The sequence below is a fragment of the Gordoniibacillus kamchatkensis genome, assembly GCF_000829455.1.
In the GTDB taxonomy this organism is placed as follows: Bacteria; Bacillota; Bacilli; order Paenibacillales; family NBRC-103111; genus Gordoniibacillus; species Gordoniibacillus kamchatkensis.
In genome coordinates, this window is record NZ_JXAK01000007.1 from 1 (window position 1) to 25,987 (window position 25,987).

Annotated in this window: 24 protein-coding genes, 1 tRNA gene and 3 pseudogenes; 9 read left to right on the forward strand and 19 right to left on the reverse strand. The window is 57.4% G+C overall.

What is annotated here, in order from left to right; all coding sequences use genetic code 11:
• Positions 1–32 precede the first annotated feature (32 nt).
• Positions 33–105 (reverse strand) — tRNA-Ala (locus tag SD70_RS05470).
• A gap of 194 nt (positions 106–299) precedes the next feature.
• Here SD70_RS05470 and SD70_RS05475 point away from each other — a divergent pair.
• Positions 300–746, forward strand: coding sequence for a hypothetical protein (locus tag SD70_RS05475; protein WP_052487081.1), 447 nt, complete (start codon positions 300–302; stop codon positions 744–746).
• Here SD70_RS05475 and nrdR read toward each other — a convergent pair.
• Entirely contained in the window at positions 737–1,222 is a 486-nt protein-coding gene (gene nrdR / locus SD70_RS05480; protein ID WP_041046410.1) for a transcriptional regulator NrdR, read from the reverse strand. The two genes, SD70_RS05475 and nrdR, sit on opposite strands and share 10 nt — an antisense overlap.
• Positions 1,223–1,364: 142 nt before the next feature.
• Between nrdR and SD70_RS05485 the strand changes: the two genes are divergently transcribed.
• Complete coding sequence (locus tag SD70_RS05485; RefSeq protein ID WP_041046412.1) at positions 1,365–1,589, forward strand: alpha/beta-type small acid-soluble spore protein; 225 nt, start codon at positions 1,365–1,367, stop codon at positions 1,587–1,589.
• A gap of 267 nt (positions 1,590–1,856) precedes the next feature.
• Here SD70_RS05485 and SD70_RS05490 read toward each other — a convergent pair whose 3' ends face one another.
• The 5 genes and pseudogenes from SD70_RS05490 to polA form a co-directional block, all read right to left on the reverse strand.
• The gene (locus tag SD70_RS05490; protein WP_041046414.1) at positions 1,857–2,438 is read right to left on the reverse strand and encodes a lytic transglycosylase domain-containing protein; all 582 of its coding nucleotides are present in this window, start codon (positions 2,436–2,438) and stop codon (positions 1,857–1,859) included.
• Positions 2,435–3,031 carry a dephospho-CoA kinase gene (gene coaE / locus SD70_RS05495; RefSeq protein WP_041046594.1) on the reverse strand — a complete coding sequence of 199 codons (597 nt, stop codon included), beginning with the start codon at positions 3,029–3,031 and terminating at the stop codon, positions 2,435–2,437. Before coaE ends, SD70_RS05490 begins: the two co-directional genes overlap by 4 nt.
• Before the next feature lie 288 nt (positions 3,032–3,319).
• Positions 3,320–3,757, reverse strand: a pseudogene (locus SD70_RS39690) (manganese efflux pump); the annotation flags it as partial.
• Positions 3,758–3,844: 87 nt separating this feature from the next.
• Positions 3,845–4,711: a DNA-formamidopyrimidine glycosylase gene (gene mutM / locus SD70_RS05500; RefSeq protein WP_041046416.1), complete on the reverse strand. Its 867-nt coding sequence runs from the start codon at positions 4,709–4,711 to the stop codon at positions 3,845–3,847.
• Positions 4,712–4,751: 40 nt separating this feature from the next.
• A complete protein-coding gene (gene polA / locus SD70_RS05505) occupies positions 4,752–7,421 on the reverse strand; it encodes a DNA polymerase I (RefSeq protein ID WP_041046418.1) in 2,670 nt (889 codons plus the stop codon).
• Between the two features lie 125 nt (positions 7,422–7,546).
• On the opposite strand from polA, the gene SD70_RS39695 reads away from it, so the two are divergent.
• Positions 7,547–7,819, forward strand: coding sequence for a hypothetical protein (locus SD70_RS39695; protein ID WP_331436726.1), 273 nt, complete (start codon positions 7,547–7,549; stop codon positions 7,817–7,819).
• The gene (locus tag SD70_RS05510) at positions 7,803–8,300 is read left to right on the forward strand and encodes an HAD family hydrolase (protein ID WP_331436727.1); all 498 of its coding nucleotides are present in this window, start codon (positions 7,803–7,805) and stop codon (positions 8,298–8,300) included. The genes SD70_RS39695 and SD70_RS05510 overlap by 17 nt, the downstream gene beginning before the upstream one ends.
• 34 nt (positions 8,301–8,334) lie before the next feature.
• Here SD70_RS05510 and SD70_RS05515 read toward each other — a convergent pair whose 3' ends face one another.
• The 6 genes from SD70_RS05515 to SD70_RS05540 all read right to left on the reverse strand — a co-directional run bounded on the left by SD70_RS05515 (position 8,335) and on the right by SD70_RS05540 (position 14,625).
• A complete protein-coding gene (locus tag SD70_RS05515; RefSeq protein WP_052487082.1) occupies positions 8,335–10,131 on the reverse strand; it encodes a bifunctional diguanylate cyclase/phosphodiesterase in 1,797 nt (598 codons plus the stop codon).
• A gap of 149 nt (positions 10,132–10,280) precedes the next feature.
• Positions 10,281–10,940 (reverse strand): phosphate signaling complex protein PhoU, encoded by a 660-nt coding sequence (gene phoU, locus SD70_RS05520; RefSeq protein ID WP_041046420.1) that lies wholly within the window; start codon positions 10,938–10,940, stop codon positions 10,281–10,283.
• Positions 10,941–10,967: 27 nt separating this feature from the next.
• Complete coding sequence (gene pstB / locus SD70_RS05525; protein WP_041046422.1) at positions 10,968–11,729, reverse strand: phosphate ABC transporter ATP-binding protein PstB; 762 nt, start codon at positions 11,727–11,729, stop codon at positions 10,968–10,970.
• A gap of 3 nt (positions 11,730–11,732) precedes the next feature.
• Positions 11,733–12,590 carry a phosphate ABC transporter permease PstA gene (gene pstA / locus SD70_RS05530; protein WP_041046424.1) on the reverse strand — a complete coding sequence of 286 codons (858 nt, stop codon included), beginning with the start codon at positions 12,588–12,590 and terminating at the stop codon, positions 11,733–11,735.
• Entirely contained in the window at positions 12,587–13,525 is a 939-nt protein-coding gene (gene pstC, locus SD70_RS05535) for a phosphate ABC transporter permease subunit PstC (RefSeq protein WP_041046426.1), read from the reverse strand. Before pstC ends, pstA begins: the two co-directional genes overlap by 4 nt.
• 188 nt (positions 13,526–13,713) lie before the next feature.
• On the reverse strand, positions 13,714–14,625 hold the full coding sequence (locus SD70_RS05540; RefSeq protein ID WP_052487105.1) for a phosphate ABC transporter substrate-binding protein: 912 nt from the start codon (positions 14,623–14,625) through the stop codon (positions 13,714–13,716).
• A gap of 214 nt (positions 14,626–14,839) precedes the next feature.
• Between SD70_RS05540 and SD70_RS05545 the strand changes: the two genes are divergently transcribed.
• Positions 14,840–16,771, forward strand: a complete 1,932-nt coding sequence (locus SD70_RS05545; RefSeq protein WP_052487083.1) for a methyl-accepting chemotaxis protein — start codon at positions 14,840–14,842, stop codon at positions 16,769–16,771.
• A 123-nt stretch (positions 16,772–16,894) separates the two neighbouring features.
• Here the strand turns inward: SD70_RS05545 and SD70_RS05550 are convergent, their stop codons facing one another.
• Positions 16,895–17,227, reverse strand: a complete 333-nt coding sequence (locus SD70_RS05550) for a YqkE family protein (RefSeq protein ID WP_331436728.1) — start codon at positions 17,225–17,227, stop codon at positions 16,895–16,897.
• Positions 17,228–17,329: 102 nt separating this feature from the next.
• Here SD70_RS05550 and SD70_RS32885 point away from each other — a divergent pair, with 102 nt between their 5' ends.
• From SD70_RS32885 to SD70_RS05565, 3 genes and pseudogenes are all read left to right on the forward strand, one after another.
• Positions 17,330–18,058: a C40 family peptidase gene (locus SD70_RS32885; RefSeq protein ID WP_052487084.1), complete on the forward strand. Its 729-nt coding sequence runs from the start codon at positions 17,330–17,332 to the stop codon at positions 18,056–18,058.
• Between the two features lie 124 nt (positions 18,059–18,182).
• Positions 18,183–18,957 (forward strand): annotated as a pseudogene (locus SD70_RS05560) (alpha/beta hydrolase).
• Positions 18,958–20,610: 1,653 nt separating this feature from the next.
• Positions 20,611–22,166 (forward strand): annotated as a pseudogene (locus tag SD70_RS05565) (ABC-F family ATP-binding cassette domain-containing protein).
• Positions 22,167–22,236: 70 nt separating this feature from the next.
• On the opposite strand, the gene SD70_RS05570 reads toward SD70_RS05565, so the two are convergent.
• The 3 genes from SD70_RS05570 to SD70_RS05575 all read right to left on the reverse strand — a co-directional run bounded on the left by SD70_RS05570 (position 22,237) and on the right by SD70_RS05575 (position 23,374).
• The gene (locus SD70_RS05570; RefSeq protein WP_052487086.1) at positions 22,237–22,491 is read right to left on the reverse strand and encodes a hypothetical protein; all 255 of its coding nucleotides are present in this window, start codon (positions 22,489–22,491) and stop codon (positions 22,237–22,239) included.
• A gap of 15 nt (positions 22,492–22,506) precedes the next feature.
• The gene (locus tag SD70_RS39150) at positions 22,507–22,638 is read right to left on the reverse strand and encodes a hypothetical protein (protein ID WP_269432424.1); all 132 of its coding nucleotides are present in this window, start codon (positions 22,636–22,638) and stop codon (positions 22,507–22,509) included.
• A gap of 94 nt (positions 22,639–22,732) precedes the next feature.
• Positions 22,733–23,374 (reverse strand): NADPH-dependent F420 reductase, encoded by a 642-nt coding sequence (locus tag SD70_RS05575; protein ID WP_041046432.1) that lies wholly within the window; start codon positions 23,372–23,374, stop codon positions 22,733–22,735.
• A gap of 184 nt (positions 23,375–23,558) precedes the next feature.
• Here SD70_RS05575 and SD70_RS05580 point away from each other — a divergent pair, with 184 nt between their 5' ends.
• Positions 23,559–24,410, forward strand: coding sequence for a LysR family transcriptional regulator (locus tag SD70_RS05580; RefSeq protein WP_041046434.1), 852 nt, complete (start codon positions 23,559–23,561; stop codon positions 24,408–24,410).
• 42 nt (positions 24,411–24,452) lie between these two features.
• On the opposite strand, the gene SD70_RS35800 is transcribed toward SD70_RS05580, so the two are convergent.
• Both SD70_RS35800 and SD70_RS05585 read right to left on the reverse strand, forming a co-directional pair.
• On the reverse strand, positions 24,453–24,617 hold the full coding sequence (locus tag SD70_RS35800; protein ID WP_156157897.1) for a hypothetical protein: 165 nt from the start codon (positions 24,615–24,617) through the stop codon (positions 24,453–24,455).
• A gap of 212 nt (positions 24,618–24,829) precedes the next feature.
• A complete protein-coding gene (locus SD70_RS05585; RefSeq protein ID WP_052487087.1) occupies positions 24,830–25,951 on the reverse strand; it encodes a beta-propeller fold lactonase family protein in 1,122 nt (373 codons plus the stop codon).
• Positions 25,952–25,987: the final 36 nt, after the last annotated feature.

Sequence of the window (25,987 nt, forward strand, 5' to 3'; positions counted from 1 at the left end):
ACGTCATGATCATGTCATGAGGTGCTTTTATATGGAGCCAAGGGGGATCGAACCCCTGACCTCTTGCATGCCATGCAAGCGCTCTCCCAGCTGAGCTATGGCCCCGTATTCGATGCGTCGGCAGCTCTTTAATAGCGCCGACTTTTTGAATTATACACGAAGCCAAGCGACTATGCAACACCGTTTTGGCGAATTCCGTGAATTACCAATCTGGGCCCGGTTCGGCCGGCGAGCCAAGCTCCTTTGCTCGCCGGCATTGCATACGATGTAATAAACGCGATGAAGGCGGGTGAACCGAGATGCCAAGCAAACCGCTGTTAACGACGCCGATTCGTTACCGTAATGTGCCGTATGCGTTTGAAATCACTTTCCCCCGTTGGTGGGAACCCTACACGGTCGTGGACCGGTTAAGAAGCCGGCATGAAGCCGAAACGACCGTCTCGTTCCGCTTTCGCTATCGGGGACGCATATACGATCCGATCATGACCGTCGTAATCGAGCCTATTTCCGAAAAGGAATGGCGTGCAGCGCATAAGGAATCGCCGCTCGTCTGGCTGGGCGAACGGGATGGGCGCTCTTATGCTTATGTGCTGGCGGAGGAGCTGCCGGAAGCATTTTTAAGGCCCGATAAGCTAGACTACGATTACCGCCGCTTCGGAAGGCAAATTCGCCTGCTCAAAGCGATGGTCGCGCAGGCTCCACTCGTCATGCAATCGTTCCGGTTCCTGGCGCCCGGTCATTCATAAGGTTTCCGAATTTGCTCCAATTCATGCTTGCCGAGCAGCTGATTCAGCTCTTTCAGAAACATGCTGATGTCTTTGAACTGGCGATACACCGAAGCGAAACGAATATACGCCACTTCGTCGACCGGATACAGCTGCTCCATCAGCAATTCGCCGATTTCCCGGCTGTCGACTTCCGTGTGGGCGGTGTTGCGAAGCTGCAGCTCCACTTCGGAGACGATCGACTCCAGGCGCTCCATCGATACTGGGCGCTTCTCGCAGGCGCGAATAAGGCCGCGCAGCACTTTTTCCCTGCTGAATTCCTCGCGGCTGCCGTCTTTTTTGATGACGATCAGAGGCGTTTCTTCGACGACCTCGAACGTCGTAAAACGTCGCCCGCAGCTTTCGCATTCGCGGCGGCGGCGTATCGATTTATTTTCATTGGCAGCCCTGGAATCCAGCACTTTGGTGCCGACATGTTCGCAAAACGGGCATTTCATGAGACAAGCCCCCTTTCCAACTGTGCTATGGGACAAGCTTTGACGAAGTCTCGAAGCGGTCCCTTTTCCCATATGTTGCTTGTCATGCCCTTTCGCATGTCGAGACATAATAGGATTACCAACGACAAGGAGGTGAACAGACATGGGTGCAGGACAATCTCGTAGCAGCAACCAACTGGTTGTGCCCCAAGCCAACGCAGCGTTGGACCAACTGAAATACGAGGTAGCGCAAGAGCTTGGTATCCAAGTGCCGCAAGACGGTTACTACGGTTACATGGCTACTCGCGATACTGGTGCCATCGGAGGTCATATCACTCGTCGCTTGGTGCAAATCGCCGAGCAATCCCTGGCAGGTCAATCCCGCTAACGGCGAGAGCATCGTCTTCATGAATTAAAGGGGAAGCATAGGGAGCCGCTCGCCATAGAGCGCTGCCTATGCTTCTTTTCCGTTCCTACATCAGTAAGTATAAGCTGCGCCTATACTTAAGCTGATTTCGCTACTAGCGTTAAGCTGGAGGAATAACGGCGAGCAACGTGCAAGGGCGTCTCGCTGCCAGCTTAACGCCGGTAAACGCGCGCGTCCAAATGGACGGCGTAAGCCGATTATCCTAGAGAAGAGCCGTTTTCGCAGCGACTATCCTTCGGATACACCCCATTCATCGCCGTACAGCTTGTGATACTTTTTCCAATAATACATAACGCGCTGGACATAGTGCCGGGTTTCGCCGAACGGAATCCGTTCGATCCGCTCCATCGTCCCATCCCACACTTGGTTTTGTTTCCACTTGTTTACATTTCCTTGCCCAGCGTTGTAAGCGGCTACGGCATACAGCTGATTGCCTTTATACTGCTTTAACAGCCAACCGATATACCACGAGCCGAGATTAATATTGACATCAACGAGGTGAAGCTCTTCCAGCGTATGCTTCGGATGGCCTTGGGCGTCGACGATCCATTCGGCCGTATCCGGCATAATTTGCATGACGCCGATAGCGCCTTTTTTCGATTGCAAGCCGACTTGGTAGTTGCTCTCGACGCGAATAATGGCGGCAATCAAAAACGGATCTACGTCGTAATTCGCCGCGCTGTCGCGAATTTCCTGCTCGAAGCGGATCGGATACAACTTTTTGGCAAGAAACGAGCTGTTCGCAAAGAGCAGCGCCACGAACACGATCAGCAGCAAAGCGAATACCCGCTTTTTGCGGAGCAGCGTCATGTAAGGGGCAAGCTTGACCAGAATGTATCCACCTGCCTTTGCGTATGCTCCAAGGTGCCCGAGTTGTCAATGACAATGTCAGCCATGCGGCGCTTATCTTCGATCGGGAGCTGGGCGGCCAGCCGCGCTTCCGCCTGTTCCGCAGTCAGCTTGTCCCGCTGCACGAGACGCTCCAGCTGCACTTTGCGGGGACAGTACACGACCATGACACGGCTGACCATCGGCTCCAGCTTGCTTTCGTACAGCAGCGGAATGTCCAGCACGACCAGCTTGTCCGGCGAAGCAAGCTCGAAATGCTCCTTGCGCTCCCGCATTAAAGCGCGAATCGGCGGATGCAGGATCGCCTCCAAATCGCGCCGGGCCGCCTCATCGCTGAACACGATGGCGCCCAGCCGCTTTCGGTCGAGCGTTCCGTCCGGAGCGAGCACCGCAGGGCCGAATCGCTCTGCGATGCGGCCCAACGCCGGCATCCCGGGAAGCACCACTTCCCGGGCAATTTGGTCGGCGTCGATCACGATCGCGCCGCGCTGCTCCAGCATGGTTGCGACGGTGCTTTTGCCGCAGGCGATGCCGCCTGTCAGTCCGATGTTCATAACGGGACAGCTCCCATACGTTGCATAGTATCGCCCACTTACGCAAACAGTTTCATAATGCCCATCAAGATGAGCACGCATCCAGGCAAGAACGACAGCTTCCGCATCCAATCCATCTCGGCGTAGCCGCAGCCCGATGGGCAGCCGGCGGCGATAAACGTGCCGCTGGCGACGGCGATGACGATCGAAGTCGCAACCGGCGGGAAGCCGATCAACGCGGCTCCGATGCGCGCCGAACGAATCGAGCGACAGCGCAAGCCCGAGCAGCATCGCTTCCGAGACGGATATGTTACCGGACTTGTCGACGTCGGCTGCAGTCGGAGTGCGCAAAATTTGGATGACGAGCCCGAACCGGCAAATTTCCCAAGTAAAAATGCTTCGTTCGCCCGGAGCGGCATCCTCGCCCGCCCGGTCAGCCTCGTTCGGCCGCGCCCACTCCGGCTCCTGCTCTTCGCTTCGCTGCCTGATCATTTGAACTAAAGCCCACATGCCGATGACGATCAAAATGAAAGCGCCGATCCGTTTCGCCGCCAGCGGCGACAAAAATACGGCCATCCACGTCCCGATGAGCATCGAAGCAAAAATGACGGCGCCTGACCAGAGCGAGATAATGGCTAGCGGGCCGAGCGGAATGCGGATGCGGCGCAAGCCGTACATGACGCCGACGCCAAAGCCGTCGAGCGAGACGGCGAACGCGAGTATGAACAGCGATGCTATCGGCAGCATGCCAACCCCTCCAATCGCACGATTCCTTCATAGGATATGGCGCTTGAAGAGGATAGGTGCCTACATGTTGCCGAAGCTAAGCTGCATTCACACGTCCGGCTTAGGCCGCCTGCGGCTTATCCGCTTGCGCAGCGGCTGGCAGCCCGGGCATGTATGCGTGCCTCGCCCGCCTACGACGGACTTCTCGATCGTTCGTCCGCATACGCGGCAAGGCTCGCCTTCCCGTCCGTAAATTTGCAGCTGATGCTGGAACAGCCCGATTTCGCCCTGACCGTTCACATACGACTTGATCGAAGAACCGCCGACGTCGACGGACGCCTGAAGCGTGCGCACGATCGCCTCGTGCAGCCGCCCCAGCTCTTGCCGCGTCAACGACGCGGCGGTCCTCTCCGGATGAATGCCCGCGAGAAACAGGGACTCATCCACATAAATATTGCCGATGCCGACAATATATGCCTGGTTGAGCAGGACAGGTTTAATTTTGCCGGTCTTGCCCTTCAGCGCGGCGCGAAACGCATCGAACGTGAACGATTCCTCGAGCGGCTCGAGACCGAGCCCCGCCAGCGGCGCGCGCCGCAAATCTTCGCCTAGCGGAAATACATGCATCGTGCCGAACTGACGCACATCTTTGTACCGCAGCTCGGTGCCGTCCGTGAAGCCGAACACGACGTGCGTATGCGGCTCAAGCGGTGCGCCCGCGTCATAAACCCCGTAGCGGCCTTCCATCCGCAAATGGGAAACGAGCACAACGTCATCCATCACAAAACGGAGAAATTTGCCGCGCCGCTGCATGTCCCGTATCGTCTGCCCTTGCAGCAAAAAAGCAAATTGCTGCGTATCCGCCGGGTGCTGCACGATTCGCGCCAGGCGAACGTCGACGTGCGCGATCGTTTTCCCGACGACGAGGCGATGCAGCGTGCGGCGAACCGTTTCTACCTCCGGCAATTCCGGCATTCGCCGCCACCTCATTTCCCCGGAAATGATTTTCGATTCCTTATTTCGCTTCGTACCAGTTCGTGCCGTAGTCGGCTTCCACCTTCAACGGCACGTCAAGCTGGATGGCTCCTTCCATCACTTCCGGGACGATCCGTTTCATCGTCTCCAGCTCGTCCGGCGGCACTTCAAACACGAGTTCGTCGTGCACTTGCAGCAGCATGCGGCTCTGCAGGCCTTCGGCCTTCAGCCTTTCCGCCATCTGCACCATCGCCAGCTTGATAATGTCGGCCGCCGTACCTTGGATCGGCGTGTTCATCGCCGTCCGTTCCGCGAACGAACGCAAGTTGAAATTGGATGCCGAAATTTCGGGAAGATAGCGGCGGCGCTGCAGCAAAGTCGTCACAAAGCCGTCTTTGCGCGCCGTCTGCACGATGTCGTCCATATATTTGCGCACACCTTGGAACACAGAGAAATACTGCTCTATAAAATTCGCAGCTTCTTTGCGGGTTATGTCCAGGTTTTGCGACAAGCCGTAATCGGATATGCCGTACACGATGCCGAAATTGACCGCTTTCGCCTGGCGGCGCATGTTCGCGTCCACCTGATTGGCGGAGACGCCGAACACGTCCATGGCCGTTTTCGTATGAATGTCCATATCGTTCAGGAACGCTTCCCTCAGCCGCTCGTCTCCCGATATGTGCGCCAGCACGCGCAGCTCGATCTGCGAATAGTCGGCGGTAAAAATGTACCAGCCGGGCTCCGACGGCTTGAACACTTGCCGGATTTTGCGGCCTTCCTCAAGCCGGATCGGAATGTTTTGCAAATTCGGGAACTGTGAGCTGAGCCGTCCCGTAGCGGCGATCGTCTGCCGGTAATACGTATGCACTTTGCCGGTTTTCGGGTTGATTTCTTTCAGCAACCCTTCCACGTAGGTCGACTGCAGCTTCGCCAGCTGCCGGTACAGCAAAATTTCCTTTACGATCTCATGGTACGGCGCCAGCTTCTCCAGCACCTCGGCGTCCGTCGAAGGCCCGGTTTTCGTTTTTTTCCAAACAGGCAAACCAAGCTTGTCGAACAGCACCTCGCCGAGCTGCTTCGGGGAATTGATGTTGAATTCCATTCCGGCATGCTCGTAAATGCTCTGCATGATGTCCGTCAGCCTCGCCGCGAGCTGCTCTCCGTACGTGCGGAGGTCGTCCCCGTCCGTCCGGATGCCGGTCAGCTCCATCGTGGAAAGTACGCTGGCGAGCGGATGCTCGAGATCGTAATAGAGGCGGTGCATGCCGCCTTCCTCGAGGTCGCGCTCCATGAGCGGCGTCAGCAGCGACACGGCCTGCGCTTTGCGGCACAAATGATCGGCCAGCCTCGCCAGCTCCGGAACGGCGAACTTGGCCCCTTTGCCGAATACGTCCTCGTCGGACGCGACCTGCGGCAAGCCGTACTTCCGGACGAGCCCGTCCAACGCGAGCGCCGATTCTGTCGGGTCCAGCAAATAAGCGGCGAGCAGCACGTCGAACCGGACGCCGCGCAAAGGCAAGCCGCGCCAGGCGAGCGCGACTTCGGCTTTGTGCAGGTCGTACATCCGTTTCGGCGTCTCGGCGTCGGCGAGCCAGTCGCGCAGCGGCGCGGCAGCCTCGCTGGCCAGCACATCGTAAGGGACGTAGTAGCCGCGTCCGGACTCCGGCACATACAGAGCAACGCCAAGCACATCGGCATGATGCGGATTTTCGCCGACTGCCTCAATATGCATAGCATCGACGGCGGGAAGCGCTTCGATCAGCTCGCCGAGCTTTGCATCATCAACGACTGCGACATCGAACGACTCCTGCGCCGGTGCGGCGCCCTCTTCGCCGTCGCCATCGGCTCCGCCGGAGAAGTCCATTTTCTCCAGCAGCGACTTGAATTCCAGCTTGCGCAGCGCCGCCTGCAGCGACGGGCCGTCGTAACCGCCGTAAGCAAGCCCGTCCCATTCCGGAACCTCCGGCACTTCGCGGAAAATGGTCGCCAGCTTTTTGCTCATGCGCGCGTCCTCGGCGTGCTCGCGGATTTTTTCGCCCATCTTGCCCTTGATGCCGTCCGCCTGAGAGAGCACTTCTTCCACGCTGCCGTATTCGTGCAGCAGCTTAAGCGCCGTCTTCTCTCCCACGCCGGGAATGCCCGGAATGTTGTCGGACGCATCGCCCATGAGCCCTTTCAAATCGATGATCTGGTGCGGCTTCAGCCCGTACACTTCGTGCAAATGCGCCGGGTCGTACCGCTCCACCTCGCTGATGCCTTTGCGCGTAAGCGCTACGGTCACATGCTCGGAGGCAAGCTGCAGCATGTCTTTATCTCCGGACACGACCGTAACGCGCATGCCTTTCTCGTCGGCGATGCGCGTCAGCGTGCCGATAATGTCGTCAGCCTCGTAGCCGCTCTTCTCGTATTGCGGAATGCCGAATGCGCGCAGCAAATCTTTGAGCAGCGGAAACTGCTCGGAGAGCTCCGGCGGCGTCTTTTCCCGGCCGCCCTTGTACTCCGCATAGCCCTCGTGCCGGAACGTCGCTTTGCCGGCGTCGAACGCGACGAGCATATGCGTCGGCTTCTCTTCTTCAATGAGCCGCAGCAGCATCGTCGTGAAGCCGTACACCGCATTCGTATGCAGCCCGGCCGAGTTCGTCAGCGGCGGCAGCGCGAAAAAAGCGCGATAAATAATACTGTTACCGTCTACAACTACCAATTTTTCCATCCGTACACCTCGCCCATGCGATACTCTCATCATCATACCACAAATGACATCATATTCATAAGTGAGGCGTGAACGCCGGATGTGAGCAAACCAATAAGAAAACCGACTCGGAGGGAGGTACGCACGTGGGCTCCTGGTTCAGAACGGGTCGCAAAAAGGCGCTCTTCTTCGACATGAACAACACGCTTGTCGACCGGCGGCAATGTTTTCACGCGGGTTTCGTCGAGGTGCTGGGGAACTATACCGCCAGATGGGACGCGGAGGGCGCGGCGCCGGCCGCCCCGGAAGAAGCGCTGGCTTGCCTACAAGGCGGAATGGAGCCGCCGTCGCAAAGGGCAGTCGCGGGACGCGCAATCTTCCGACGAGCTGCGTTTCGTCTGTTTGCGGAAAGCGCTTGAGTCTTATCCGATCAAAGTGAGCGAGTCGTTTGCCCGCTCCTTTTTTCAGCAGGTCGAGCAAGCCGAGGAAGGCTATGTCACCCTGTTTCCGCAAGTGCTCGATACGCTTGCCTCGCTGTCCGCGAACTATCGCCTGGCGATTATTAGCAACGGCCGGCGCGACCGGCTGGAGGCGAACTTGACGCGGCTCGGCCTCGAACGCTTCATTCCCAAGGAGAGGCTGTTCAGCTCCGAGCGCGACGGCCCGCGCAAGCCCCATCCCGACATGTTCCAGCTCGCCATGCACAAGCTCGGCATACGGCCGCAGGAAGGAGTGATGATCGGCAACTCCTGGAAGCAGGACATTGTCGGGGCAACGGACAGCGGGCTGGATGCGGTATGGATTCACCCCGCCGGGGTAAAAAAAATATCCCAGCGCAAGCTCGGACTGCAAACCGTCGTCATTATCCGCAATTTTCAGCAGCTGCTGACGATTTTGTAGCGGCGTCTCCAGCCAGGCGCCGCACGCCGTCCGGTCAGGCGTAAGAAGAAATGCCGGCGCCGACCCGGGACGTGACGTACACGCTGCCGCGCAGCGCCTTCGCTTTTTTCTTCAACGCGGCGGACGCCTGCGAGATGTGCTCCTGCGTCACCGACGCGCCGCCGGCGCAGGCGAGATGCGCAAGCGACAGCGTCACTCCGCCGTTTTCGATGCGGTTGCCATGCCGGTCTTCCACGTAGTGAAACTCCTCGCCGTCGTAAAACATCGGCACTCCCAGCTCGAAGCGGCGAATGATTTCGGCGCACAACGGAACCGCGTCGGCGCCGGCGGCCATGACGATAAAATCGTCGCCGCCGACATGCCCGACGAAGTCGTACGGGGTACCGCACATCGCTATCGACTGCTGCACGACGTCCGCCGTAAATTGAATGAGCTGGTCGCCTTTATGAAAGCCGAACCGGTCGTTAAACCATTTGAAATAGTCGAGATCGATATAGATGACGCTGAACGTTTTCCCCTCAAGCAGGCGCTTGCTCAGTTCGCGGTTAATTTGCTGATTGCCGGGCAGTCCCGTAAGCGGGTTGGCGACCCGCGCCGTTTCCATGCGAATGTTCGTTATCGTCTCCAAAATGGCGCGAATCGAAGCGACGCCCGCCATTCGCCCTTCCCGCGAGACGATGACCAGATCGTACAAATTATGTATGCTGCGCGACGTAGCGAGCTGCGATGCCCGCTCGACCGACAAAGCCGCGTCCACAATGAGCGGCTCCCGGTCCATAATATGGTCGATCGTTCTGTGCCAAAACAAGGAAAAGCCGTATTGTCCCGCCAGCTGCTGAAACAGACGCTCGCGCATCATAAGCCCGACGGGCCGCCCGTCCGTAACGATGACTGCCGCCTGGGCGTCGGGCTTCTCCTTGAAGTAAGACGCCACCTCCGAGATAAGCGTCTTGGCGTCGAACGTCCGAATCGGCGTCGCCAAATCTCCGATGGTCCAATACCCGTTCGCCGCAGCCGCCTTGCGGTGCTGCGCAATATGTTCCGCCAGCTCCGCCGGAAGTTCGGCCGGCTCCCTCGACGGCATTGCCAGCAAGTACCCTTGCGCATACTGCACGCCCATGCGGATGAGCTTGGTCAGCTCGTCCAGCCGCTCGATGCCTTCGGCGATCAGGCTGATATTCATTTTTTGGGCGAACGTCACGAACGTCTCCAGAATGCATTCCTTGATTTTATCCTGATGGATGTTCTCGATCAGCGACTTGTCCACTTTAATGAAATCGGGGTGCAGCTCGGCAATCGCCTGCAGCGAGGAATAACCGGCTCCGGCGTCGTCTATGGCGATCCGGTATCCCTGCTTGCGGTAATGCTCCAATATTTTTTTCGCTACCCTAAAATCTTCGATCGAGCTGCGCTCCGTAATCTCGAACACGACGTTGTGCGGCTCGAGCCCGTACCGTTGCAGCAGCTCCATCGTTTGCCCCGGCACAAAGTGCGGATCGTAGATGATCGCCGACGAAATATTGATAAAAAGCAGCTGCTGCCTCGAAGCGAGTCGGGCGCCGGCGATCGCCCTTTCCCGGGCCAGCCTGTCGAGTGTGTACAAATGTCCGCAGTTTTCGGCGAAGCCGAACAGCAAATCGGGCCGCTGCAGCGCACTCCCCTGCGGCCCCCGCGTCAACGCTTCATAGCCGAATACGGCACCGGTCTCCAAAGATACGATGGGCTGATAAACGGAATAAATCGATTGCTGCTGCAGTATCGCTTGCAATTCGGCAAGCAACGCTTCGCTTTCCGGGGTGCCCGGCTCCGGCAGTCTCTGTCCTAATGCCATATCGATCATCCTGTTCGCTACTTGGAATTAGTAGTCAAATTGTACCATGCGACATAAAGAGCCATATTAACGCTATGTAAATCCGATGTAAAAATGTGAAAATGCTTCGGGGCCCGCCCAGCGCGGGTCCGAAGCATGTTTGGCGCGATTTATACGTTCAAGTCTTTCCGCTTGCCGGTCACCATGTAGATGACCGCTTCGCCGATGTTCGTCGTATGGTCGCCGACCCGCTCCAGGTGGCTGGCGACGAGCATCAAATGGGTCAGCTGGCGGTTTTTCGCGATATCGGTACCCATCAGGCCGATGATTTCCGTCATGACGGTGCTGTACATTTTGTCGACGCCATCGTCCTTGTCGGCGAGCGCCGCGGCGCGGTGCACGTTGCGCTCCGTGTACGAGAGCAGACTTTCGCGCAGCATGTCTTTAGCTTGCTCGGCCATTTGCGGGATGATCTCGAGCGGCTTTACCAGCTCTTCCCCGTTTAAGCGGATCGTAATTTTGGCGATGTCGACGGCATGGTCGGCGATGCGCTCCAGATCCGTTGCGATTTTCAGCGCGGTGCCGATCACGCGGAGATCGCTGGCCATCGGCTGCTGCAGCGCAATGAGGCGCAAGCACAGCTCGTCGATGCGGCTCATCGCCCCGTCAACCTCGTCGTCGCTGTCGATGACGGCCTTCGCCAGCTTCTCGTCGGCGCGGGCGAGCGATTCGACGGCTTCGTGAATGAGCTGCTCGACATTCCGGCCCATGGCAAGCAGCTCGCTCCGCAATCCGTCCAAAGAGTGATGAAATCCCGAGCGGGTATCCATAATGGCTTATCTCCTTTTCTGCGTTTATTAGCCGAACCGGCCCGTAATGTAATCTTCGGTCCGTTGATCGTTCGGGTTCGTAAAGATTTTGTCGGTTTTGTCGGTTTCGACCAAATATCCGTTCAGGAAAAAGGAGGTCACATCGGATATGCGGGCTGCCTGCTGCATGTTGTGAGTGACGATAATGATCGTGTAGCGCTCCTTCAGCGTCTGCGTCAGCTCTTCGACCTTGAGCGTCGAAATCGGGTCGAGCGCCGACGTGGGCTCGTCCATAAGCAGCACGTCGGGCTCGACCGCGAGCAGCCGGGCGATGCACAGCCGCTGCTGCTGGCCGCCGGACAGGCCGAGCGCCGACTTGTTCAGCCTATCCTTCACTTCGTCCCACAGCGCCGCCTGCCGCAAGCTGCGTTCGACGATCTCGTCGAGCACGGCTTTCTTCTTCGTGCCGTGAATGCGGGGACCGTAGGCGATGTTGTCGTATATGCTCATCGGGAACGGATTCGGGCGCTGGAACACCATGCCGACGCGCTTGCGCAGCGAGACGATGTCCGTTTCCGGACCGTAAACGTTTTGCCCGTCCACGGCGACGCTGCCGGTAATGCGAACGCCGTCGATCAGATCGTTCATCCGGTTCAGCGTCCGCAGAAATGTCGACTTGCCGCAGCCGGAAGGGCCGATCAAGGCGGCAATCGTATTGCTTTCGATCGTCATCTCGATATCGTGCAGAGCGTGATTGTCGCCATAAAACAAATTTAGTTTGCTCACGTTAATTTTATGCCTCTCGGTCATCGGTCATTTCCCCCCGGTTAAACGTTTTTGCAGTATGCGGCTCGGTATGCCGATCAGCAGGTTGAAGACGAGGACCACGATCAGGAGCAGCGCCGCGCTGCCTTGGGCAATCTGCTTGGCGTCGGGAACGAGCGCCTCGGACTGGACGTACCACAGATGCACCGACAGCGTCTCGCCGATTTTCATAGGATTGAAATCCGGGAACATGCGGGACACGGACAGACCGGCGGTATAAATGAGAATCGCCGATTCGCCAAGGGCGCGGCCGCTTGTCAGCGTGATGCCGGTAATGATCGTCGGCAGCGCCGCAGGCACAAGCACTTTGCGGATCGCCTGCCATTTCGTCGAGCCAAGGGCCAGACTCGCTTCCCAATACGAGGCCGGAACGGCGCGGATGCCTTCTTCCGTCACGCGGACGAGCACGGGCAAGTTCAGCAGAGCAAGCGTGCACGCGCCGCCGAGTATGGAAAATTTCCAGCCGAACAAATTGGCAAACAGCAAGTATCCGAACAATCCGAATACGATCGAAGGGACGGAAGAGAGCGCCTCGACCGAGATGCGGATCAAGTCGGTGAAGCCGTTTTTCTTGGCGTAGACGGCGAGATAAATACCCGCCCCCATCCCGATTGGCAGCGACAGCAGCAGCGACAGGAACAAAATGTAGAACGAGTTGAACAGCTGCGGTCCGACGCCGCCGCCGGCGCTAATTTCTTGCGGCTTCGAAGTGATGAACTTCCAGCTCAGTTGCGGCAAGCCGTCGCCGAGAATGCGTATCAAAAACCAGCCGAGCAGGGCAATAATAAGAATGCCGGCCAGCCATAACACGGCCGTAGCAATGCGATCGATCTGTTTGCTGGTCATTTCAGCTCCGACCTCCTTGCGACGACGCGAATGATAAGAATGAGCAGCAGCGAGATGACGAGCAGTAAGAGCGCCATCAGGAACAGCGCGTTATTCCAAGTGGAGCCGTAGTTCGTGTTGCCCATATCTTTGACGATCGCCGTCGTCAGCACCGTTGTCGAGCTGATGAGCGACTTCGGCATTTGCGGCGAGTTGCCGATGACCATAAACACGGCCATCGTTTCGCCCATCGCGCGGCCCATGCCGAGGATGACAGCCGTCAAAATGCCGGGGCGGGCGGCCGGAAGCAGCACTTTCCAGATCGTCTGCCAGCGGGTCGCTCCAAGCGCCAGAGACGCTTCCTCGAGCCGGCCCGGCAGCGAGCGGATGGCGTCTTCGGAAATCGAAAGAATCGTCGGCATAATCATGATCGCCAAAATGATCGCAGCCGGCAAAATGCCGTACCCGGTTCCTTTGACGACTTTGCCGATGAACGGCACGATCACCGTCAGCCCGATAAGGCCGTATACGACAGACGGAATGCCGACGAACAGGTCGGTAGCCGGACGCAAAATTTCCCGCATCCAGTTCGGCGCGATTTTCGCCGTAAAGATGGCACCTGCGAGCGCCAGCGGCAGTGCAAAAACGACAGAGAGCAGCGTCAGGACGACCGTGCTGAACAAGAACGGAAACGCTCCGAACTTGCCCGCGGACGGAGTCCAGTCGGTCGAGAAGAAAAATTCCCAAGGCGAAACGCCGGCGAACGTTTTGACGCCCTGCATGCCGACGAATACGATAATCGAAAAAATAACGGCGGCCACGAGCGCCGCGCTTATAATAAACACATAGCGCATTGTGGCGTCGGCTTTGTTCTGCATGTTCATCCACCGGGACGGTTTCCATGCTGCGCGCCCGCTGGCCGATTTTTCGTCCAGCTTGTCTACATAACTGTTCACCGCGGATTTTCCTCCCTTAACCGGAACCGTTCCGGTATGAAAAAGCTACTCCCTCATGGTACGTGATGAATGTAAAGGTTACGTAAATCGTTTGTAAACGCAGTGTTAAAACTTTCATCCGTCAAGGCACAAAAAAACGGACCGGCGTCATAAGACGGCCGCTCCGTTTTCGGACGATGTATTGAGGATTATTTTTTCAACAGGCTGGCCGGCAGGAAGCCAAGCTTCTCGATCTGGTTGTTTTGGAAATCGTCGCTCATGATGAAATCGATGAAAGCTTTCGCTGCGCCTTTCGGCTCGCCCTTCGTGTACATGCGCTCTTGGCCGAACAGCTTGTAAGTGCCGTTCTTGATCGTGTCTTTGCCGTATGCGACGCCGTCGATTTTGACCGCCTTCAAGGAAGCGTCGAGGTAAGGCGTATCAATGTAGCCGATCGCGCCAGGCGTTTGGCCTACTGCCGTCTTCACGGCGCCGGACGAATCTTGCGTTACGCCGTCTTTGGAAAATTCCGCGCCGCCCATGACGAGCTGCTGCACCAGCTTACGCGAGCCCGAGGAGTCCGGACGGTGGATCAGCGTAATCGGCTGGTCTTTGCCGCCGACTTCTTTCCAGTTCTTGATTTTGCCGGCATAAATGTCGGCTACTTGCTGCGTTTTCAGATCGTCGACGTTGACGTCTTTGTTGACGACGATGGCGAACGGCGCGATACATACGACAGTGGCTACGAGACCCTTGTCTTTGAACTCGGCTGCTGCCTCGACGTCGGAGTTGCCGATGTCGGACGTGCCGTCGGCTACGTTTTTCACGCCTGTGCCGGAACCGCCGCCGGAAACGTTGATCGTTGCTTTCGGGTTTTTGGCCATGAATTGCTCGCCCGCCGCCTTCACCATAGGCAGCAGCGCTGTCGAACCGGAAGCTGTTACCGTTCCTGTGATTTCGTTATTCTGGGAAGCCGGAGCTGTTTGCGCAGGCTGCTGCGGCGCGGCTCCACCTGCATTCGTGGCGTTCTTATCGTCTGTTTTGCCGCAAGCGGACAGTACCCCCACCGTCATTATCGCTGCTACTGCCAAGCTTAATACTTTCTTTGTCGTGGACTTCATGTTCAGCATGTCCTCCTTATTGTTTATCACTCCTCAGCTATCGTAACAGCGAATTGTAAAATCGGTACAAACGCTTTGTAAAGGCAACGTAAAAATTTTGGCGAACGGGCGCGCGGCGTCATTCGACAACAATTTACACCGGATTTACATTGGAGCCGCTCTCCGTTAACACATCTTCTTTATAGTGGAAGAAAAAATTGGTGGGGATGTTGTCATGAACGTCGCGTCATTGCGCAACCGGGTAACGATGAGAATGCGGCTGCTGGCCAGCTTTGCGATCGTGCTTGCTATCTTTGTCGGCGCCGCGGCCGTGAACCTGAATCAGATGAATCAAATCAAGCGGCAAATCGCCGCGGCCGACGGCAAGGTCGGTCTGAAGCTTACCGCGCTGGAGCTCAAAGAGCTCGTACAAGAGATGAACATCATCGCCGCCGGTCTGGAAATATCCAAAAAGCCGGAATACATCGACAAGTACAACGAGAAGCGCAAACAGTTCAGCGATATGGTGAAAGCTATCGGAGATACGGCAACCACCGACGATCAACGCCTCTGGCGAAGCAAGCTCATCTCCGCTTCGAACGACTATATCGCCAACTTCGATACCGCGGCGCGCCTTATCCGGGAAGGAAATTTGAAGCAGGCCGATCTCGACAACAACATGGTGTACTTGTACGGCGAGTCGCAGAAGTTGATGGGGGAAATTTTCGGCATCGTGGATCAATTTTATAACGTATATTCGCTGCAAGCGAACGATGCTACGCGGCATACATACGATTTGCTTGGCCGCAGCTCGGCGATGATGGTCGCCGCCGCCTGCATCGTGCTCGTGGTGACGCTCGTTGTCGCGGCTCAGCTGAACCGCTCGTTTATGGGGCCGATCCGGCGCTTGCAGCAGGCGGTCAGCCGCATCGCCGCAGGCGATTTGCGGCACAAAATCGAGGCGCGCGAGCGGGACGAGCTTGGACTACTCAGCGACAGCTTCGACCGGATGATCGACCAGGTGCGGACGATGTTGTCCCACACGCAAGCTGTCGCCTCTTCGCTCTCCGCCCATTCCGACTCGCTGTATCGGCTGACGCAAACGACGGCTGCGGCGAACGGCGACATCGTGCAAGCGATCGGCGAAATATCGCATGGCGCCGGGCAGCAGGCAGCTCAGGCAGAGCAAAGCTTTTCCATTATCGCGGAGCTGGACGGGGAGTTTGCGGAGATCGCGGAATACGCCGGCCGCATGCAGCGCTCGAGCCGCGAGGCGTCGCACCGCACGAAGCGCGGCACGGATGCGGTGCAGGCGCTGCAGACGGCGGCGCGGGAAGCGCAGCACGTGGTCGGGCGGGCTTCGACAGAGCTGGAATCGCTCGTCGCAAGCTCCGCCGACATTGGCGCCATCAGCCGGGCGATTACCGACATTTCGGCGCAAACCCACGTTCTTGCTTTGAACGCGGCGATCGAGGCGGCCCGGGCCGGAGCGAACGGGCGCGGCTTCTCCGTCATCGCGGAGGAAGTACGGCTGCTTGCCGAGCAGACGAACGGGGCATCGAAGTCGATCGGGCGCATTATCGCGAGCTTGCAGCAGCAATTGCAAGGGCTGCATACCGCGATGCGCACGGCGCTGGAAGCGGCGGCGGCGCAAAGCGTGCAGGCTGACGAAACTTCCGTCTCGTTCGAGGAGATATCGGCGTCGATGGAACAAGTAAACGCGCATATCGGACACGTTCACGATAAAATTGAACTGGCCAAAGCAAACAACGCGACGTTAGTCGCAACCGTTCGGCAAGTCGCCGCCATCGCCGTGCAAACTGCTGCAAGCGTAGAAGAAGTAGACGCCGCGGTGGCCGAGCAGGACGCGTCCGTACGCAGCATCGCCGGCCAATCGGAGCAAATTCGCACGTCGGCGCAGCGGCTGTTCACCGAGATCAGCAAGTTTCGGATTGCGGATGAGGCACCGGATGCGTTAGCGGCGGGTGAAGAGCCGGAATTGTCAGCTGCAGGTGAGGTGTCGGGGTTATTAGCGGCAGGCGAGGCGGAGAAATTGGGGGCGGCATTTCCGGATAAGTTGCTGAAGACGTCGGAGGCGGATGTAACGTCGGGTGCGGGTGCGGATGAACATGAGTCGGGGAAGGCAGTTGTATCGGTTGAAGGATGAAGGCCGTCTGCGTCGCCCGAGCATAGGGCAGACCGTGTGCGTGATTGCGGCTTGTTAGACGAGTGGTCTCTTCAAAAAGGCGGCTGGTGCATCATGACGCACCAGCCGCCTTTTTGAAAAGCGTTATTTAAACTTCCGCCAGTCCAAGCCGCTGGACTTGAGCAAATGCTCGAAATCGTTGTCGAGCCGCTTCTGTTCCGCTTTGCGTGCCGCCTCCGCCTGCGCGCGCTGCTCCTCTTTGCGCTTCGCTTCTTCGGCGCGCATCGCGTCTGCCTGCTCCTTCAGCTGTTTCACCGTTTCGGGGCTGAGCAAATCGCGCAGCGTGGCCGGCTTGTCGGACGCAGGCGCGTCGCCGGGCTTGCCCGGATGTTTCGGTCTCGCTTTGGCCATTTCCATCGTCACCTCGCTGATTTGCATTTTATGATAGCAGCTTTCAGCCGTGCTTGCCAGCATCATTGCTCCTCGGCCGGGACCTGCTGCCGAATTTTCCAATTGCCAACATTTGAGGGCTGAAATAGGCTTCCGCCCAAGGGTACAATGTCCTTGGGAGGAGATAATATGAAAAAACGCATCGTCACCTTTATTGCCGCAGCCGCCATGACGCTTACCTTCTCCGCATCGGCCTTCGCTGCGACCGGAACGGTAGAGCGTTCCGTCAACTTCCGCTCCAGTCCATCGACGAACGGTTCCGTCTACCAGCTGCTGAAGCCGGGCACAACGTTTACCGCGCTCAACAAAGTGAACGCTTGGTGGTACCAAGTACAAGTAAACGGCAAAACCGGATACGTATCGTCAGGTTACGTCAATGTACCGTCTTCATCGCAGCCGTCGCAGGCACCGACGCCGGATCCGACTCCTGCACCGCAGCCTTCGCCGACTCCGTCGCCCGCCCCATCGCCATCCGGCACTAAGGCCGACAAAGTAATCGCCGATGCGAAGGCGCTGATCGGCAAAGTGAAGTACGTGTACGGCAAGAACGAAGCTCCATCCGTCATGGATTGCTCCGCTTTCACAAAATATGTGTTCGGTCAAGAGGGCATAACGCTTAGCTGGGGCACCCGCTATCAGAAAGATGCCGGAACGTTTGTGGAACGCGCCAATTTACAACCCGGCGACCTCGTCTTTTTCCGTGTCGGCAGTTCGACCAGCATCGGTCACGTCGGCATTTATCTCGGTAACGGACAATTCATACATAACAGTCCGTCCAATAAAGGCGGCGTCGGGATCGGGTCGATGACGTCCGGCTATTGGAAAGACCGTTATGTCACTGGGCGCCGTGTAGTGTAACATGTTGTTTTGCGAAGCCGCAAAACCCGCATCGGGTTTGCGGCTTCGTTTTTTCGTGCACGGTCCCGTTCTGTTCCGGTATAATCAAGCTGCAAGCTAGTATCGGAAGGAGCGAATGATGATTATGGCACTGATCGAATGCAAGTTTTTTTTCGGAAGCGCTCAAGCTGTCGACGGCGATGACCGTCATCTTGCCGCAAGTGACGAAAGGGCAGATCGGGATGGAAGGCAAAGCTGCGGACGGTAAACATCCGACGTTGTATTTGCTGCACGGCTTGTCCGACGACCATACGATCTGGCTGCGGCGCACGTCGATCGAACGGTACGTCGCCCCGCTTGGGCTGGCTGTCGTCATGCCGGCGGTAGACCGAAGCTATTACTGCGACATGAAGGATGGCGGCGCTGCGTACTGGACGTTCGTCAGCGAGGAGCTGCCGGCGCTGGCCCGTTCCTTCTTCCCGCTGTCGGACCGGCGCGAGGACACGTTCGTGGCCGGCCTGTCCATGGGCGGCTACGGGGCGTTCAAGCTTGCGCTGCGGCGGCCGGATGCGTACGCGGCGGCAGCGAGTCTGTCCGGCGCTCTTAACGGCCATAAGCAGAACGGTCTGCACCCGGCGGAAAGCGAGCGTTTTTTCGGCACGGCGAGCGAAGCCGAAGGCAGCGACAACGACTTGTTTGCATTGGCGCAGCGGCTCGCGCAGAACGGCGGCGTAAAACCGGCGCTGTTCCAATGCTGCGGGACGGAAGATTTTCTGTATAACGACAACGTCCGGTTCCGCGACCACGCTCGCCGCCTGGGGCTAGACCTCACCTATGAAGAAGGGCCGGGAGAGCACGAGTGGGGCTACTGGGACGTCAATATTCGGCGCGTGCTGGATTGGCTGCCGCTTCAGCGGTAGGCGTTGAGCTGGGATGGATGCTGCCGCTAGGGGCAGACACACACCGGTATGGATGCTGCCTCTAGGGGCAGGTGCGCGCCGGAATTGGCGCTGCCTCTGGCGGATGGCAGTCGCCGATGGGGAGGCTGCCTCTGGCGGTAGGGGCACGCTGGAACGGGCGCTGCCTCTGGCGGATGGTGCACGCTGGCGTGGGTGCTGCCTTTAGTGGTAGGTGCGCGCGGGAATGGGCGCTGCCTCCGGCGGATGGCAGTCGTCGATAGGGATGCTGCTATTAATGGCAATGGACATTGGCCCGGCTGCCGCGAGAATTGCTCCTTGTGCATCTCGGATCAGCGTCGCGGCACAATGGCTGGGACTGCCATTGTGGGAATCAATCGCGAGGGAGTATTGCGGGGATAGTGTCTTGCGGAGAAAGTGCGAAGGAGCAACTCTATTCTCGCCGGTGCTGCAATGGTCCTCATACGGATAAGTCGCGATAACTGTTCCCCCGGCGTCTGGTGCTACGGAAAAGGTTGGTTCAGCCAATTGAACTTATTAAGAAAAAGTTCGCTATTTAGAGCACATTCGTGCTTAATTATAGCCCATTTGGCAGGAATCGGAAGCTAGCGAACGAAAAGTCCTTGGAGAGAGAACAAACGTCTCTGCACTAGACAATCAGGTCTCTATCCATAATTTTTGACCAAATACCGCCATAAGAACGCCTGCAAGTTCGCAAATTAGAGAACATTGTCGCTGTACCGCAATAGCCCCTACACTCTAAATAACATTGCCATTGTACCTCAATAGCCCCTACACTCTAGAGAACATTGCCATTGTACCTCAAAAGCCCCTACACCCTAGAGACATTGACGTTGTACCTCAATAGCCCCTACACTCTAGAGAACATCGACGCTGTACCGCAAAATCCCCTGCACATTTGCTCATAAACAGGTCTTACCCACGGCTGCTACATGAAGCGTTTGCCAGTATATCTGCGAGGCTAAGCATCCAGCAAAAGCGGAGCTTTCCTTGCACGCTTGCTGTGCTACAAAAGCCAGCGACATCCCGTTCGTTTTACCGGTCCAATTCGCAAAGCTCGCACGCATACACGTGCAGCCTTTCCTTGCATGCCACGAGGCCAACGAGCGCCTAAAGACAAAACATCTCCCGCCAACATTCCGCGAGCAAGTTAATTTCACCTACTAGAGTCATTACAATAAAGTTTACCCGGAAAAAGCACCGTTAATTGAGAACATTACAAGGTCACCACAAGGAGATTAACCGGAAAACCTCCAGTAAAAACGCCGTCTTCCCCCAAAAACCACCCAAATCACAGAAAATAGTTACCGGTTTTCCCGCTAATTGGCCATCAAAGGGAAGGCTGGGCTAAATTTACGGGAGATTTTCCAGCTACTCCCCCCCCCCGCAAAATTCGCGAACCTGCGGTCCTGACCCCCGTCGATGAGCGAAATTGAAGCGACATCGCCACACCCCTCCAAAAACAGCCCCGAGCGTGCACATCACCTTCCCACTTGGGGCCATTTGCCTTGCGCAAACATTGCCGTTGTGCTTCGTCCCGCCGCCGGACTATAATGGAGGTTGGCTGCACGCCGACATAGCTATCATCGCTTGAGCGATAACGCTAACTTCATAGAAAAGGTGTCGAAACGATAGATGAGCATTTTGACGGTAACGAAATTGAGCCACGGCTTCGGCGACAGGGCGATTTTTCACGAGGTGTCGTTCCGCCTGTTGAAAGGCGAGCACGTCGGGCTGATCGGCGCGAACGGCGAAGGCAAATCGACATTCATGAACATTATTACCGGGCAGCTCGAGCCGGACGCCGGCAAAGTGGAATGGGCCAAAAAGGTCCGGGTCGGCTATCTCGACCAGCATTCCGTCCTGCAGCGGGGCATGACGATCAAGGGCGCGCTGCGCGGCGCGTTTCGCTATTTGACCGATCTCGAGGCGGAAATGAACGGCATGTACGAGCAGATGGGCTCGCTTCGCCGGAAGAGCTGGAGCAGCTGCTGGAGGAAGTCGGGACGATTCAGGACATTCTCACGAACAACGATTTTTACGCCATCGATGCCAAGGTGGAGGAAATCGCCCGCGGCCTCGGGCTCGACGAGATCGGGCTGGACCGCGACGTTCACGACTTGAGCGGCGGGCAGCGGACGAAGGTGCTGCTGGCCAAGCTGCTGCTGGAAAAGCCGGACATTCTCCTGCTCGACGAGCCGACGAACTACTTGGACGAGCAGCACATCGTATGGCTGAAGCGTTTTTTGCAGGAATACGACAATGCGTTCATTCTCGTCTCTCACGACATCCCGTTCCTGAACAGCGTCGTGAACTTGATCTATCATATGGAAAATCAGGAACTCAACCGGTACGTCGGCGACTACGAGACGTTCATTCAGCAGCACGAGGCCAAGAAGCAGCAGCTCGAAGCCGCCTACAAACGGCAGCAGCAGGAAATCGCCGAGCTGAAAGACTTCGTCGCCCGCAACAAAGCGCGCGTGTCGACACGCAACATGGCGATGTCGCGGCAAAAAAAGCTCGACAGCATGGAAGTGATCGAGCTCGCGAAAGAGAAGCCGAAGCCGCAGTTCCACTTCAAGGAAGCGCGCACATCGGGGCGGATGCTGTTCGAGACGCGCGGGCTCGTGATCGGCTACGACGAACCGCTGTCGCGGCCGCTCGACCTGGCGATGGAACGCGGCCAGAAGCTGGCACTGACAGGCGCGAACGGCATCGGCAAAACGACGCTCCTGCGCAGCATTCTCGGCGAAATCCCCCCGCTCTCCGGCACTGTGGAGCTCGGCGACAACTTGTACATCGGCTACTTCGAGCAGGAAGCCAAACACACCGCCGACGAAACGTGCATCGACGCCGTGTGGAAGGAGTTCCCGTCGTTGTCGCAATTTGAAGTGCGGGCGGCTCTGGCCAAATGCGGCCTCACCACCAAGCACATCGAGAGCAAAATGTCCGTGCTGAGCGGCGGCGAGCGCGCCAAGGTGCGCCTGTGCAAGCTGATGGGCAAGGAGACGAACCTGCTCGTGCTCGACGAGCCGACGAACCATCTGGACGTCGACGCCAAAGACGAGCTGAAGCGCGCCCTTAAGGCATACAAGGGCAGCGTGCTGCTCATCAGCCACGAGCCGGAATTTTACCGCGACGTAGCGACGGACGTATGGAACTGCGAATCGTGGACGACGAAAGTGTTCTAGGAACCCTCATCATTGCAAAATGGCGCTGCCCCCGGGAAAACCGGGTGCAGCGCCATTTTTTTGCCGATCGTTACCGCCCGCCTTGATCTTGCTCGCGCAGCCACGTATTTTCTTTCTGAATATGGTCGATCGTCGCTTCGTTCAGCGAGAAGCCTTTCAGCGTCCATGTCGTCCGCCCGAGCGTCAAATCGGCCGGGAACTTGTCGCCGCGGCGCAGCGTCACTTCGCGTCCGGCCTCGTTGGCGTAGACGCCGTCTACCTCCACCTCGTCCCCGGTCATCGAATCGACATCGTTGTGCGGTGTCGGGTCGGTTCTGTCGATCATGCGCACAGCCTCCTTTCAGATGGACGGGCGATTCGGTACGTGGAACTTCGCCTCGTTCTGCGTCAGCTTGCTGTATTTGGCCCCTTGCGCCTGCTTCATTTCGTCCGCCATCGCCTGCTGCTTCTGCTTCAACGTCTTTTTGCCCATCGCTTCCGCCTCCGCCTTGGATGAAGTAGATTCAGTTCTCCCGTAGTATGCCTCATCGGCGCGGATAACTTGCACGGGAAGCCGGGCATTCTACTTATATTCCGTCCCGCAAGCCGAACAAACGGAATGAAACGTTCGGGTAAAAGCCGTAGCGAATCGCCAGCTCGCGCTCGAACAGCGTCATCCGCTCGATAGTGCGGTTATTGTTCAGCGCCCCGCCGTCCAGCACGCGGAACGGGATGCCGCGCAGCAGCTCCAGCACGGACGCCTTCGCCGCCGCATCGTCCGAAGTGACGTAGACGTCGCTTTTCAACCCGTCCAGAACCGGATTGTCGAACACGCGGAAGAACGTGTTCTTGAACGCTCCGACGACTTTCGTCTGCGGCAAATGCGCCTGCAGCAGCTCCGCGGCCGACTCGCCCCACTCTGTCGTGAAATCGGAGAAATCCTCGGTGAACGGATTGACGATGTCGACCAAAATTTTGCCGGCCAGCCGGTCCCGATGCGCTTCCGCCCACGGCAGCACGTCGCGGAACCAGAGACTGTGGATAATCATATCGCTGTCCAGCGCTTCGCCGATGTCGGCCGCCGCGACGCCGGTATAGCCGTTTTCCCGGATGAGCCCTTCGGCCTTCTCCTTGCTGCGCGATCCCCACCGCAAATTCGGCACGTGCCCTTGCAAAATTTTGACAAGTCCTTGACCCATCCGTCCTGTACCGATTACGCTTGCCTTCATGTTTCTCCACTCCTTGTCCGGCATATGCCCTTAGCTCTGTTGCAAGCATAATCGTAGCACTGCCGGAAGGCGCAAGGTATGTCGCAGTTGGACCAGGGCTGTAACCAAAAGTTGTAGCCTCTGCGTATCTTCTTTGCTATTGTTGAAGTAATGACAGCAAACGACGACGATGAGGTGAACGGCTATGCATCTGGACTATTTTCACGGATTTGTCGAAGCCGTGCAAAACAAAAGCTTGTCCAAAGCGAGCGAACGGCTCAATTTGACGCACCCGGCGCTCAGCAAGCAGATTCGCAAGCTGGAGCAATTTTACGGCGTAGAGCTGCTCCGCCGCTCGGCGGCAGGCATCGAGCCGACGGAAGCCGGTAAGCTGCTGTACGAGCGCATCGGACCCATCCTGCGCGATCTCGCCGCGCTGCAAAGCGATTTGGCGGCGCAAAGCGGGCTTAAGCGTGCGGCGCTCGGCTCGCTGCCGAGCATCGCCGCCCACTATTTGCCGCCGCTCATCGTCAGCCTCGAACGGAAAGGCGTCGCTGCCGACGTTATCGTCAAACCGACCTCCGAAGAGCTCATTGAGCTCGTGCGGTCAGGCTCTCTCGATGCAGCTCTCGTCGACGCCCTCTCCCCGGGCGAATCCTTATGGACGAAGTCGCTCTTTACGGAGCCGCTATTCGCCGTCGTGCCGCTCCATCATCCGTTTGCGTCCCGCGAAGCGATCGGCTTGGAAGCGCTCGCCCGGGAGCCGCTCGTCTTGCATCCGCCGGCGTGCAGCATACGGACGTGCGTCACCCGACTGCTCGAGCAGCGGCAAGCATTGCCGAACGTCCGGATGGAAGTCGGGTTCGGCGATTTCCTGCTCGGTTATGTCGCTTCCGGCGCCGGCCTGACGGTCGTCCCGAAGCTCGTTGCCGATCGCGTCGGCCATCTCGGGCTGCGGGCGATCGCTTTGGAGGATGCGGAAGCGAAACGAACGGTGTCGCTGGCGGCGAACTCGGCCGCCGTCGGAAGAGCCATTATGCGACGTTTTGCATGCTAACGTAAAAATCGCCCTCAGAACCGGCGCGATACGGAGTCAGGCTCAGTCATTGTCGCCTCTGCTCGGCTCTCCCGTTCTCCAACCGTCGATGTTCTCGTCGCCGATCAGATCGACGAAGCCTCTTACGCCTTCCGGAACAGGCGAGAAGTCGGCGGCTGCGAACGAATCCTCCGTACCCTCCGGCGCTTCGCCAGGTTGTATGTCCATGTAAGCCCCTCCTTTCGGTTACCGCTAGGATGCACACGGCACGAATTCCTTATTCGACAGACGCCGTTATCAAAGGCATGTCTACTGCCAATCATTGCGTATGTACCGAGACGTCTGCTCCTGCCTGTCACGGCTATATGTTAAGCAATGATTAACAAAGTCCGGTATCCTGTTTCAGATACCGGACTTCATTTTCAAGCCGTGTGCACATTCTACTCGGAGTCGTCGTCCATGTTCGGGTCCGGCTCCCCGGTTCCGGGTCCCGTTCCGGGGGCTGTACCCGGTCCTGTGTTCGGGCCGGTGCCAACCCCTCTGATTATCCTCCTGAAAAACGGTTGTTTCGTGTTGGAATTCCCTCCGCTAACGACTTCCTCACTATTTGTTGCTTCTTGATTTTTGTTTACAACTTCCTTCTTGCTTTTGCCTCTGTTCAAAGTCAATTTTCCTCCATGTGAGGCGATGCCTCCCGGATTGGTCCCGACATGTATCGTTGCGACAACGACGTTGTCTAACGTCCGGATCATCGAGACAGTGTTGGAGTCAATATTGGCTACGTACACATGACTTCCGTCAGGCGTGATGGCGATTCCGGCCGGTCCATTCCCAACGACCGTCGTAGCTATTTCTTCGAACGTATACGTGTCGATCGCAACTACATCGTTTGAATCGGCATTTACGATATAGGCTCGGGCACCGTCCGGAGTAAGGACCACATCCTCCGGAAAACTGTTAGCGGATAACTTGGCAATTTCTTTTTTCGTTACCATGTCAATTACCGAGACGGTATTTTCACCCGAGTTCGTTACATATGCACAGGTTCCGTGGCGTGTGGGGCTGATGCTAAGCCCCAACGGTTCGTTTCCGACAGGTATCGTACCAACAACGTCATTGATCGCCGTGTTGATGATCGAGACGTCGTTAGAACCATAATTCGTGACAAACGCAAGGATACCATCCGGAGTAAAGGCAATATCTTCCGGCCCCGTACCGACCATTATCGTAGCGACTACCGTATTAGAGTCCGTATCGATCACCGAGACGTCGTTGCTGCCCGCGTTGGCTACATAGGCACGGGTCCCATCCGGCGAAACTTCAATCCCTATCGGAGAAGATCCTACGAAAATCGTTTCGATCACGGCATTGGTAGAGGTATCAATAACGGAAACATTGTTGGCGTTGCAATTCGTTACGTACATACAGCTGCCGTCCGGGGTAAGTGCGGCCATTTGCGGCGAATCCCCAACGGGAATCGTGGCAATCACTCGACATTGACTTGTATCGATCACTGAGATGTCGTTAGAACCGGTATTGACCACATAAGCGAGTAAAGGCATCTTTTTATACATCCTTTCCAAAAATTATTATTACTT

What these genes read in the sequence shown, in the direction of transcription:
- SD70_RS05475 (WP_052487081.1), top strand. Translation starts at nt 300, where the DNA reads ATGCCAAGCAAACCGCTGTTAACGACGCCGATTCGTTACCGTAATGTG.
- nrdR (WP_041046410.1), bottom strand. Translation starts at nt 1,222, where the DNA reads ATGAAATGCCCGTTTTGCGAACATGTCGGCACCAAAGTGCTGGATTCC.
- SD70_RS05485 (WP_041046412.1), top strand. Translation starts at nt 1,365, where the DNA reads ATGGGTGCAGGACAATCTCGTAGCAGCAACCAACTGGTTGTGCCCCAA.
- SD70_RS05490 (WP_041046414.1), bottom strand. Translation starts at nt 2,438, where the DNA reads ATGACGCTGCTCCGCAAAAAGCGGGTATTCGCTTTGCTGCTGATCGTG.
- coaE (WP_041046594.1), bottom strand. Translation starts at nt 3,031, where the DNA reads ATGAACATCGGACTGACAGGCGGCATCGCCTGCGGCAAAAGCACCGTC.
- mutM (WP_041046416.1), bottom strand. Translation starts at nt 4,711, where the DNA reads ATGCCGGAATTGCCGGAGGTAGAAACGGTTCGCCGCACGCTGCATCGC.
- polA (WP_041046418.1), bottom strand. Translation starts at nt 7,421, where the DNA reads ATGGAAAAATTGGTAGTTGTAGACGGTAACAGTATTATTTATCGCGCT.
- SD70_RS05515 (WP_052487082.1), bottom strand. Translation starts at nt 10,131, where the DNA reads ATGGCATTAGGACAGAGACTGCCGGAGCCGGGCACCCCGGAAAGCGAA.
- phoU (WP_041046420.1), bottom strand. Translation starts at nt 10,940, where the DNA reads ATGGATACCCGCTCGGGATTTCATCACTCTTTGGACGGATTGCGGAGC.
- pstB (WP_041046422.1), bottom strand. Translation starts at nt 11,729, where the DNA reads ATGACCGAGAGGCATAAAATTAACGTGAGCAAACTAAATTTGTTTTAT.
- pstA (WP_041046424.1), bottom strand. Translation starts at nt 12,590, where the DNA reads ATGACCAGCAAACAGATCGATCGCATTGCTACGGCCGTGTTATGGCTG.
- SD70_RS05540 (WP_052487105.1), bottom strand. Translation starts at nt 14,625, where the DNA reads ATGAAGTCCACGACAAAGAAAGTATTAAGCTTGGCAGTAGCAGCGATA.
- SD70_RS05545 (WP_052487083.1), top strand. Translation starts at nt 14,840, where the DNA reads ATGAACGTCGCGTCATTGCGCAACCGGGTAACGATGAGAATGCGGCTG.
- SD70_RS05550 (WP_331436728.1), bottom strand. Translation starts at nt 17,227, where the DNA reads ATGATGCTGGCAAGCACGGCTGAAAGCTGCTATCATAAAATGCAAATC.
- SD70_RS32885 (WP_052487084.1), top strand. Translation starts at nt 17,330, where the DNA reads ATGAAAAAACGCATCGTCACCTTTATTGCCGCAGCCGCCATGACGCTT.
- SD70_RS05570 (WP_052487086.1), bottom strand. Translation starts at nt 22,491, where the DNA reads ATGATCGACAGAACCGACCCGACACCGCACAACGATGTCGATTCGATG.
- SD70_RS39150 (WP_269432424.1), bottom strand. Translation starts at nt 22,638, where the DNA reads ATGGGCAAAAAGACGTTGAAGCAGAAGCAGCAGGCGATGGCGGACGAA.
- SD70_RS05575 (WP_041046432.1), bottom strand. Translation starts at nt 23,374, where the DNA reads ATGAAGGCAAGCGTAATCGGTACAGGACGGATGGGTCAAGGACTTGTC.
- SD70_RS05580 (WP_041046434.1), top strand. Translation starts at nt 23,559, where the DNA reads ATGCATCTGGACTATTTTCACGGATTTGTCGAAGCCGTGCAAAACAAA.
- SD70_RS35800 (WP_156157897.1), bottom strand. Translation starts at nt 24,617, where the DNA reads ATGGACATACAACCTGGCGAAGCGCCGGAGGGTACGGAGGATTCGTTC.
- SD70_RS05585 (WP_052487087.1), bottom strand. Translation starts at nt 25,951, where the DNA reads ATGCCTTTACTCGCTTATGTGGTCAATACCGGTTCTAACGACATCTCA.